The following is a 9,797-nucleotide window of genomic DNA, read 5'->3' on the forward strand; positions in this document are numbered from 1 at the left end:
GGAATCAACGCGCAGCTGACAGCCATAAAACAGGGGCAGGGACAGTATACCATTACAGCCAATGCATCGGGAATCGTACATATGATGTCGGATTACAAAGAAGGCATGGTAGTGCAGGCGGCAGCGCCAATCGCCAGTATTGCATCGGCCAGGGATAACTATCAGGTGGTAGCCTATATGAGTCCATCCGACGTAACAAGGACACATGTTGGAGACAGGGCTGACATTGCCATTGCAGGCCTTACCCAGTCGGTCTATGGAACGATCACCGGTCAGGTAACCAGCATAGACAGCGACATGACTACAGCAGAAAACGCAGAAACAGGAGAGAGCTCTTCTTATTTTAAAGTATTTATAAAACCGGACAATAAGTATCTTGTCAGCAAGGAAGGGAATAAGGCAGACATTACCAATGGAATGGCAGTAGAGGCCAGAATCCAGTACGACGAAGTGACCTACTTCAATTATGTATTAGATGCACTGGGGGTACTGACAAGATGATGAGATATAGGCAATTACAGAGTGGAAAATGTAAACAGAGCAATGAACAGATACAGGCATTTTTTTTCGGAATACTATCATTATGCATAATCGCTGTCTTCATTCTGAGAGAACCACTGCTGATCCATGCCAGCAGCCTTTCCGCAGAATCATCGGAGCAGGCGGAGTCTGTTGCGGCAACGGCAGTTACGGATATTGATCTTGGAGATTATAATGCATCCATGGAGGCAGGGGAAAAGCAGCTTCTATCCATAACCCTGCTTCCCCTGACAGCCGATTCCCAGGCCGTTACCTACCAGTCGGAACATGAATCAGTTGCCACTGTTAATGCCATGGGGAGAATGACAGCAGTTTCCGCAGGAAAAACCAGGATTACCGTAAGCTGTGGCGGCATCTCGAAATCCTTCGAACTGACAGTAAAGGAACCGGAATCCACCGAAAAAGCCAGGATTCCTGTAACCGACATTGAGGTTTCGGATTATCAGGAAGAGCTGGAAGTCGACAAAACCCTGAATCTCTCAGCAACCGTTCTCCCATCAGATGCAACAGACAGCAGGCTGACCTATACCACCAGCAATACAGCAGTCGCTGCCGTGACTTCCACAGGCGAAGTAAAGGGAATCTCGCCGGGAAGTGCAGAGATCACCGTAACAGCAGGCGGATTTTCCAAAAAACTGCCGGTACATGTAAAAATAGCAGCCACTTCCATTGAACTGAATACAACGTACCTGGTCTTGAAAAAGGGAGATACCTGTACGATCACAGGAAAAGTCCTTCCGGAACAGGCAGCCCAGGATCTTTCCTTCAAATCGGCGGATGAAGGAATCGCGTCTGTTTCAGGATCCGGCAGGGTGACGGCCAGAAAAACAGGGAACACCACCATACTGGTGTCCAATGGAGACATGACAAGTGCGGTTACTGTAATCGTGAATATGCCCTCTGCAGAGGGGGCAGCAGCAACAGCTGAAAACCAGATCCAGATCCAGACAGCGACAGTCCAGGAGCAGTCCATAATCGATCTTCTCTCAAAGGACGGCCCGATAGAAATCGAAGCAGGGGAATATCCGCTGATCACCTCAGCCATGCTGAAAAGCCTTTATGAGTCAGGAAAAACCATGGTGATAAGAGGCGATACTTACAGGATGGTTTTGGAAGGGAAGGATATCGTAAACTGCGACAATCAGCTCTCTACAGGTTTAAAGATCGTGAAGACGGAAAAAGGGATGGAGCTTATCTGCAATGAGGGACGGGAGCTTCCAGGGGAAATCTCCATTCAGATGGATGCTGTAAACCGGTACAGATATCTGTATCTTTTTAATTCCGGAAAGGGCAGATATGAAAACATCAGGGCAGAAGACAGTTCGGATATCAGGATCAATACAGGGGGAACGTATCTGCTGGCGGAAGAGAAGCTGGATGGGATATCCGTAAGCCTTTATGTGATTATTGGGTTTGCCGCTGTCATTGCCCTGCTGTCTGCGGGATATCTGGTAGTGAAGAAAAAGCACTGGTTTTGGTAGATTGGTAGACAGCGTGGATACTGCTCCGCCAGAAGCAGAAATGGTTTGAGTGGCGGAGAAAAGCAGAGAATCGCACTTGCCAGGGCATTTCTTAAGAATAACGAGTTTTATATACTGGATGAAAGTACCAGCAATCTGGACTTTGGAACAGAAAACATCATATTCGATATGATTTATGTAATTATTCGGGACTACGTCCTTCATAGTCACATATGATGCACAAAAATTGCAGAACCAGCAATTTTGCACATACAGAACGCAGGTTTTTATGCAGAATCAGCATAAAAACGCCTCGCAGGATAGGGGTTCTGAATAGTTACTGATTTACAATGAATTCAGGAACAAATCCATGCTCATAATCGCCCACAGACTGGCAACGGTAAAGAATTGCGATGAGATCATCGTGATGGACCAGGGCGAGGTAGCAGAAAGAGGAAGCCACGAAGAGCTGCTAGAAAAGAAGGGGCAGTATTACAGGCTCTGGGAGATGCAGCAGGGAAACTTCATCCTAAAGAAGGAAGAGGATATCATAATGGCTGCATATGAAGATATGCCAGGGGAAGTGGATGAGAATGAAATCTGCTACACGTAGGAATACCGGTAATAGCAGTGATGCTAGTGGTATCAGGAAAGAAAGTAAGGAAATCTGAAAATACCGGTAGGGGAGAAATACGGTGTCAAACGGTTTTGTTATCATATATGATAGGACTGTTTTACATATATAGTCCGTAATGACAGGCTGCATACAGTCTAAAGTAAGAGGCTCATGGAAGATGACGATCTGATGTGGGGGAACTGAGTGGATAAAGATTCACTTGAAGATTTGTCTTTGAAAGAAGATAAAAAAATAATAATCAGGAGGAATTTAGAAATGGAAATGTGTTACGATGGCGCTTTAGTGATGCCGAGCAGCTATGCTGTGATGAATGAAGAGGAAATGACTTATGTTGAGGGTGGGGCAGATTTTTCACGTAGTTGGGTGTCTGTTATAGTTGATGTGGCAGCATTGGCGGTTTGTCCATATTTGGCACCTATAAAGTATATGGGAAAAGCAGCAGCAATAGCACTTGTAAAAGTATATCTACCCAAACTAGCAGGTGCTTTTAAGACGATTATCCAAATGGCAATAGGTGCGTCTATCAATATAACTACTGGAGCCATAGGAAATTTGTTGTTGGGAAATGCATGGAGTTTAACATCAGTTGGAGGTATGGTAGCTCTTGCTGCTGACTTTTTCTCTGATGGAATGGTTGATACAAGGGTACGATTCTAATGACCAAATCCACGGATTAATTAACTCAAGCCATGCACTTGAATAGGTGTCTGTGCACCTTGAAATCTCAATAACGGGCATTAAAATAGCATGAAACTACTGGTTTTATTATAATTAAGTTGCCACACAAAATTACAAACCAGCGGACTCATGCTATGAAATAAAAGTATAACACAAGACAACCAAAATGATAGTCAGGTTTCAAAATCTGTTAGCAGATTTTTCTCTGGATTTCATGTTTCATAAGCTTTGAAAGCATCAAATACATATAAGAAGAAAATCCCTTTTGCCCACTACATCCGCATCATATCATTACTTTAAAAGATGTTAATTTGATTAGCAGAGTAAAATATAAGGAGTATACGAAAATGTCAATTAGATGTGAAGCCACAAATTATAAAAGTTGTAAACGAAATAATGTAATAATATATTACAATTGTTTATATGAAAGCAATACAATATTGTTATTATTGACTGCGATTATTGAATTGATAGTTCCAGATATTAAAAGTTTTTATATCCCTATAGCCATAGAAGTAAGAGACGATATTCACAAAGCAATAATAATTGATAAGAACTTAAAAGTCCATGGTTCTGATGATTATGATTATTTTATTCCTAAAGAACACTATAATAAATGGAAAAGAACTTATAGAGTTGTTTTTGGAATAGTAATGATATTAGAAGTGGCAGTAATTTTGTTACTAGTTTATCTGCTTTTATCTAATTTGAATTTAATTTTAGGAGTAACAACTTTTGTGGTATTTGGAATTGCATTCTATTTTTTTTATAAAGTAGTTTCATCGAATAAATCAATTAGAAAATATGAAATAAAAGATTTTAAATAGATCCGAGATTAAAAAAGTTCTATCACAGGGGGGCTGTGATAAACATCAGGAAAGAGTATTATTAACAGATGGTCAAGCGATTTGAGCGTTGATAGCAGGCTTGGCATCAATATTACAATGTTGAATAATGAATTTCAGGTAACCGTAATTCTGCCACGAAAAACCAAATATTTGACCGTTAAACGAGTTACATCAGATGCCTGAAATGGACATGATAATAGAATCGTTAAATTTTATGATGCCAGTCATCATAAATACCACCCTATTCAATTAATCATCCAGTTGTTAATGATTTCATGAGCTGTCGCTGAACTGCTTCCTTTAGCTGACCTTCATCTGCTCATGTTTCTGTCAATTACTCTGTTTCTTAATGCAGGCAGGAAATTCCTGCCTGCACACTGTTATAGGTTTATATACTCACTCATTGCTGCAAGCGCCTCTGTAACGCTACATGCATCAACAGCGGACAGACCTGACTCACACAGACGTTCACGGTTCCAGAATCCATCCGTGAGAGTGGCGAGCTCCATGCCGATTCCCCAGTTCGGGATGCACAGGTAGTTACCGTATGCATGTTTTCCAAACAAGAAGTGAAAGTAGCTGCCCCGTGCATTCAGTTCCGCCTCGTAAGGCGGTTTCATGCTCATAAAGCTGAGGATTCCTTCCCATGATTCAGGGTCACAGTCAAGGGTTCCTCGACACGTGAATTTCATCTTCATCATGCATCACCTCCCAGCATCTCATGTCCGATCACGTATCGTACCGCATGCTCATCAATAAGACGCTTATTCTGCTGACAGGCGTACATCAGGCTCTTCTCGCAGATTCGGTTGATGCTGCGCGGGATGCCAGTAGATTCCTTATAGATGTCATCCATGGCTTTGTCCGTAAAAATATCCTTTCTGCCTCCGGCATATACAAGGTGTGAACTGATGTACTGCTCCGTCTCGGATCTGTCCAGATGGGGCAGGATGCAGCTGATGTCGATACGTTGCCTTACAGCTGCATAACGCTGAAGCCTGAGCTTCTCCCAGAGCTCGCTCTGCCCTACAAGCACCAGCGCCATCGGGCTCATGGAATCAAAGCGGTAGTTAAGCAGGAACCGGAATTCTTCTATGGTCTCCTTTTCCAGAAGATGCGCCTCATCCAGGATGCATACCACTTTCTTCTTCTGGACGCCTTGGATGATCTCGACCTCCTTCTGGAGCTGGCGCTTCGCATCTCCACGATAGAAGCGGGATTCGATTCCTAGCTGATCCAGCAGCCCTTTGTAGAACCATCTTGGTGTAAGCTTGGAATCGGATAGGTACAGAAAGATATATTCCTCTTTCGGCAATGTCGTGACGAAGCTGCGTATCAGCGTTGATTTCCCACATCCTGCATCTGCCGTGACGACAGCAAAAAGCTGGCGGTCGGCTGCATAGGTAAGCCTTCCAAGGGCATCGGCGACATAAGTGGATTCATATAGTTTTTCCGACGGGATATTCCTTGTGAACGGGGTATGTTCCATTTCAAAAAAGTCTTCATACATCAGTTCCCGTCCTCCTTCCTGAATGCTCCGAAGGAGATGGCGTTGGCCCTCATCTGGCTGTTCTTACGATGCTTCTTTTCCAGGCCCTCCAGAAAGCGGGAACTTTCCGGTTCATGTGGAAGCATGCTCAGTGGAAGCTCCGGCTTCTTATCGCAGAAGCTTCCAATTCGGAGCGGTTCAGCCTTGAATGGCTTCATGCCGGGATACGTGACGGTGATGGTTTCGGTCGCCATGGGGTCATAGGAGATTTCCACGGTCGCACCGATAAGGGAAGCGCTTGTTTCGTACTTCCTTCCCTGAAAGCTGATGCAGCCGCCTTTATCCACTTCACGTTTTTCATGGTGGAGGAATGCCTCCCCGACCATTTCTGCATCCAGAAAAACCAGCGGCCTTGCATCCCGGTTCCATTCCTGCAGAGGCGAGATCCCTTCCGACGGAACGGGCGAGTTCAGGCTCTCGTAGTATTCGCGGATCCCATCATGGGGCTTTTCATGGTAGTAGGATTCCAGCCAGATGTTCCAGAAATGATTCATCCCTTCCAGCGTACGGATCTTTTGAGCCTTCGCCTCCGCAAGGAAGGAGTTTACGAAACGGTTGAATACCTCCACACCTCCTTTCGACTGCGCCGAATAGGGTTTGGCATGGATGACCCGGATCCCAAGTTTTGCAAGGGATTTCAGGAGCTGCGTGGATACATACTGCTTTCCATTATCATGGTATGCCAGATCCATTTTTCCGTGTTTGAGTATCGCCTTGTGATAGGTGTCCTCTACGATTGCAGCCTCCTGGTTGTCATAGAATCCAGATGAGAGAACATATCTGGAATGGTTGTCTATGATGACGGAAAGATAGGTCTGGACCAGTTTTCCGTTTTTCCCGATAGGAAGTTTCAATCCATATTTTATGTCCGCTTCTGCCAGCATCATGCGATGCGGCTTGCAGAACCTTTTGGAAGAACTTTTCCTTGCCTCCGTATATTTCTTCATCTGCTTTTTCCCGAATCCGGCACCATACAGATGCCTCTGCAGGGTAGAGCGTTTCAGGACTCCGGGAGCCACAAGTCCCTCCATTTCCAGGATCAGTATGATCTGGTTCACGGAACGTAAGGGGACTTCCCTTTTCAGCTGGACAGCTTCCTTTACCAGTTCTTCGAAGTTTTCCGGCAGAGCCGAGGAACGCTGCATCTTTCTGTCCATTGGCTTCAGACCGGAAAAGCCGTCATTGCGGTATGCCTGCTCATAGCGGTAGAGGCTACGGATGGAAATGTCTTGTTGCTTCGCAATGCTCTCCCGTAGTTGCAGCTTCTTTCCAGCATCCATCGTCTCGTCCAGAAGGGGCGTAATGATGCGGAACCGTTCAAGCGCCAGCTCTTCCTGCCATTTTTTGTTTGTCTGTGTATTTGTATTCATAATGATTACCTCCTTTTGAGGCAATCTTACCGGAATCCTTCCGTGACAGCAAAACAAAGTAGGTGCACGGTTCATGGGGGCAGAAATCCGCCCGAGTTATAGATGAGCCTCAGAACGGTACCAAGCCATCCGGCTCCAGCTTCGCGTAATTCCATGAGCAATGAAATGCCGGATTTCAGAAGCTGTTCGCTAAAGTCCAGCAGACGGTAGCCGACAGATTTAAGCATCCCGTCAATCCTGAGGATGTTCCTGTCAATCCACCCTTTCCAGCGCTCCATGGTGGCCTCGCAAGGATAGTCTTCTGTGGCGGGATCATCTGCGGTAACTGCTCCATCCGCGACATCCTCGATAATCTCAGACGCATAATGCTTATAGGGCGTAAGAACATCAGGGAGTTCGTTGTGGAGCTTCCGGCATCCGCCACACTTCAACCGTCTGATAAGAATCCAGCTGCTTATGCCGCCACTGGCTTTCATAATCCTGGATCTAGAGTCCCGGTAATTCAGGAGACCTCCGCAGACAGGACAGACGGAAGAGGTTTCATTGCTCACACAGAAAAATATCGTTTTCCTCGTTGTAGACCAACTGATAATCTGCTATAATAATCATGTTTTTGATTAGGTCTCAGAGGACAACATCTTGCTGGAAGGTGTCCTCTGGGACTTTTTTCTTTCTGTATGATAATGTCATTATACAGGTCAGCTTGGCGACAGACAAGAAGAGCAACGAAGTGTTAAGTTAAAAGGTCAGCAACAATCCAGTTACTCGATTTGTGCAATAGTGTGGGATATCGGAATGTATTATAACCATGATATTAAAAAGAAAGGAATATGGTGTTTTTGATTCTATATACATCATACAAGTAGATATGGAAAAGAGAAATATTAAATATCAAAGTATTAATTTAAGAGTAATTGCTTTGGTTGTGGCTTTAGGTAGTTGGTTTGCGGTATATGAAAATTTTATAATGAGTAGAAATTACATTATATTTTTCCTTGGAATAGTAGTTATAAATTTTTTGTTTGTATCATATATGGGTAAGTTATTTACGAGAAATGCAGAAATTATTTTAGATGATGCAGAAATAAGAATTGTTAAATTGAAAAAAACAATAAATATAAATAGAAATTTGATACAGGATGTTTTATTTAGAAAATATTGTCCTATAGGATTTGAAGTAGGGGAATATTATTTTAAAATGAAAAATGGAAGAAATTATTCTGTATATTTAGAGGATTTGAAAGAAGTAAATAAAGAGGAATATGAAGATATATATAAACTAATAAAAGACTTTATTAAAAAATAAGAGAATAAAAATAGGTGTTTTAATACCGTAAAACGGAGTTTTCCATAATTTATTTTTGTCTTGAATGAAACTGTTTTTTGCAATGGCAAAATGTAGGTTGTTGCAAAAGTATACTTGGGGGCTACACCACCGAATGCTTTAACGGAACTATTCAGGCTTGCATCATTCATTGTTTCAAAGAAGCACAAAATTGTAAAAATATGCAATTTGACATATTCAATACTCACATTTTTGTGCAAAACAAACATAAATGCAGCGATGAACGGAATGTTGAAACAGTTATATTTTATCTTAAACGGGGAGATGCTCAACTTATAAAGAGTAATATCCTTGGATTTTACTAGTTTTACATTGACTTATAAATAGAGAAAAGTGGAAAAGAGAACAGTTATCAAGGTATTTAGTGATTTGATTATTACGAAGGGAATGAATACACATAAAGATGAACAAAATCACAACAAACCAGTCAAAGACAATAAAACTGACAAAGGCATTGAAATACAAATGCTTATTAAATGAAGAAGATTTTGATTTCAACATAGCAATTGAAAAGATGCAGTCATACATAAAAGTTAAGGCAGCAACCCAAATCGGTCCATTGATCCAATATACAAGAACCTGCATAAATGAAAATAACGAACTGGATGTGGAAATAATCGTGATGCTGCAGTGCAGTAATTACATCCACTCGGTAGAAGACCCATATTCCATGGAGTCGGTTCTCCGTGTGGCAGACTGCATGTACTGCCGTTACATTGGCTCGGAGGACAAACTGAAATTCGCCTACGACAAACTCAATCTGGAGGCTTTCGAAAATGACATCCAGCTGAAAGGCGAGAGCTATACCATATTTGTAGACAGGAATGAAGAAGAAAATACGATTATTGCCGATGTGTTCATGCCGCGGGCTGATAGTTAGAGAAATGGGGAGCAGTATAACTAATGGGGAAACAGATAAAAACACTTGAACAGCTAAAAGACAGCCGCCTTTTATATGAGAAAAAGCTGCCACGGTTTGGATATATCATATCCCTTACGGTGGCACTTCTTTTGGTTGCAGTAACAGTATGGGGGATTCATACACCGAAGACCTATGTGATCAAATCCACCGGGGTCATTCAGAGTAACAATAAGAATTACGTCATGTCACCTTATACCGGAAAGATTTCAGAGATGAAAGCCAGTGAGGGGGCAGTGGTAGAAAAAGGAGATGTGCTCTTTCAGGTACAGAGCACCGATCTGAACCTTCAGGTCACACAGCTGGAGGAACAGAAGAAATCCTATGAGATGAGGGCAGCCCAGTTTCAGAAGCTTGTAAAATCAATCAAGGATGACAGGAACTATTTTGATCTTACAGCAGAAGGGGTTACTGTTCACTCCGTGACCAGTAACACGCTTCGCGATGCACA

General features: G+C 42.9%; 13 protein-coding genes and 1 pseudogene. 10 read left to right on the forward strand and 4 right to left on the reverse strand.

Annotated elements, in window-relative coordinates; translation table 11 throughout:
* The 7 genes and pseudogenes from BJR36_RS19330 to BJR36_RS19355 all read left to right on the forward strand — a co-directional run.
* Positions 1 to 501: beta-barrel domain-containing protein (locus tag BJR36_RS19330; RefSeq protein WP_139133588.1), on the forward strand; the 501-nt coding region annotated here is incomplete at its 5' end.
* Complete coding sequence (locus tag BJR36_RS19335) at positions 498 to 2,021, forward strand: Ig-like domain-containing protein (RefSeq protein ID WP_091237075.1); 1,524 nt, start codon at positions 498 to 500, stop codon at positions 2,019 to 2,021. The genes BJR36_RS19330 and BJR36_RS19335, both read left to right, overlap by 4 nt.
* Positions 2,022 to 2,066: 45 nt before the next feature.
* Positions 2,067 to 2,237: an ATP-binding cassette domain-containing protein gene (locus BJR36_RS21210; RefSeq protein ID WP_330388007.1), complete on the forward strand. Its 171-nt coding sequence runs from the start codon at positions 2,067 to 2,069 to the stop codon at positions 2,235 to 2,237.
* Positions 2,238 to 2,370: 133 nt separating this feature from the next.
* A complete protein-coding gene (locus tag BJR36_RS19345; protein ID WP_207648922.1) occupies positions 2,371 to 2,613 on the forward strand; it encodes a hypothetical protein in 243 nt (80 codons plus the stop codon).
* Between the two features lie 207 nt (positions 2,614 to 2,820).
* Entirely contained in the window at positions 2,821 to 3,294 is a 474-nt protein-coding gene (locus tag BJR36_RS19350) for a hypothetical protein (protein WP_139133589.1), read from the forward strand.
* Positions 3,295 to 3,462: 168 nt separating this feature from the next.
* A pseudogene (locus BJR36_RS21255) lies at positions 3,463 to 3,612 on the forward strand (IS4 family transposase); the annotation flags it as partial.
* A gap of 50 nt (positions 3,613 to 3,662) precedes the next feature.
* On the forward strand, positions 3,663 to 4,142 hold the full coding sequence (locus tag BJR36_RS19355) for a hypothetical protein (protein ID WP_091237077.1): 480 nt from the start codon (positions 3,663 to 3,665) through the stop codon (positions 4,140 to 4,142).
* Between the two features lie 401 nt (positions 4,143 to 4,543).
* Here BJR36_RS19355 and BJR36_RS19360 read toward each other — a convergent pair whose 3' ends face one another.
* The 4 genes from BJR36_RS19360 to BJR36_RS19375 form a co-directional block, all read right to left on the reverse strand.
* Positions 4,544 to 4,864, reverse strand: a complete 321-nt coding sequence (locus tag BJR36_RS19360) for a DUF6618 family protein (protein ID WP_091237078.1) — start codon at positions 4,862 to 4,864, stop codon at positions 4,544 to 4,546.
* Positions 4,861 to 5,673, reverse strand: coding sequence for an ExeA family protein (locus BJR36_RS19365; protein WP_091237079.1), 813 nt, complete (start codon positions 5,671 to 5,673; stop codon positions 4,861 to 4,863). The genes BJR36_RS19360 and BJR36_RS19365 overlap by 4 nt, the downstream gene beginning before the upstream one ends.
* Positions 5,673 to 7,082 carry a DDE-type integrase/transposase/recombinase gene (locus BJR36_RS19370; RefSeq protein WP_091237080.1) on the reverse strand — a complete coding sequence of 470 codons (1,410 nt, stop codon included), beginning with the start codon at positions 7,080 to 7,082 and terminating at the stop codon, positions 5,673 to 5,675. The genes BJR36_RS19365 and BJR36_RS19370 overlap by 1 nt, the downstream gene beginning before the upstream one ends.
* 71 nt (positions 7,083 to 7,153) lie before the next feature.
* Positions 7,154 to 7,633 carry a DUF6431 domain-containing protein gene (locus BJR36_RS19375; RefSeq protein ID WP_278276602.1) on the reverse strand — a complete coding sequence of 160 codons (480 nt, stop codon included), beginning with the start codon at positions 7,631 to 7,633 and terminating at the stop codon, positions 7,154 to 7,156.
* Positions 7,634 to 7,890: 257 nt separating this feature from the next.
* On the opposite strand from BJR36_RS19375, the gene BJR36_RS19380 reads away from it, so the two are divergent.
* The 3 genes from BJR36_RS19380 to BJR36_RS19390 form a co-directional block, all read left to right on the forward strand.
* Complete coding sequence (locus BJR36_RS19380) at positions 7,891 to 8,388, forward strand: hypothetical protein (protein WP_091237081.1); 498 nt, start codon at positions 7,891 to 7,893, stop codon at positions 8,386 to 8,388.
* Positions 8,389 to 8,830: 442 nt separating this feature from the next.
* The gene (locus tag BJR36_RS19385) at positions 8,831 to 9,307 is read left to right on the forward strand and encodes a hypothetical protein (protein ID WP_091237082.1); all 477 of its coding nucleotides are present in this window, start codon (positions 8,831 to 8,833) and stop codon (positions 9,305 to 9,307) included.
* 23 nt (positions 9,308 to 9,330) lie between these two features.
* Positions 9,331 to 9,797, forward strand: a 467-nt coding sequence (locus BJR36_RS19390) for an HlyD family secretion protein (RefSeq protein ID WP_139133590.1), incomplete at its 3' end; no start/stop codon positions are given.

Origin of the sequence: Anaerobium acetethylicum (genome assembly GCF_900096945.1) — a bacterium.
Classification (GTDB): Bacteria; Bacillota; Clostridia; order Lachnospirales; family Lachnospiraceae; genus Anaerobium; species Anaerobium acetethylicum.

Coding starts and splice junctions, on each gene's coding strand:
- BJR36_RS19335 (WP_091237075.1), top strand. CDS start 498: ATGATGAGATATAGGCAATTACAGAGTGGAAAATGTAAACAGAGCAAT.
- BJR36_RS19345 (WP_207648922.1), top strand. CDS start 2,371: ATGCTCATAATCGCCCACAGACTGGCAACGGTAAAGAATTGCGATGAG.
- BJR36_RS19355 (WP_091237077.1), top strand. CDS start 3,663: ATGTCAATTAGATGTGAAGCCACAAATTATAAAAGTTGTAAACGAAAT.
- BJR36_RS19360 (WP_091237078.1), bottom strand. CDS start 4,864: ATGATGAAGATGAAATTCACGTGTCGAGGAACCCTTGACTGTGACCCT.
- BJR36_RS19365 (WP_091237079.1), bottom strand. CDS start 5,673: ATGTATGAAGACTTTTTTGAAATGGAACATACCCCGTTCACAAGGAAT.
- BJR36_RS19370 (WP_091237080.1), bottom strand. CDS start 7,082: ATGAATACAAATACACAGACAAACAAAAAATGGCAGGAAGAGCTGGCG.
- BJR36_RS19380 (WP_091237081.1), top strand. CDS start 7,891: ATGATATTAAAAAGAAAGGAATATGGTGTTTTTGATTCTATATACATC.
- BJR36_RS19385 (WP_091237082.1), top strand. CDS start 8,831: ATGAACAAAATCACAACAAACCAGTCAAAGACAATAAAACTGACAAAG.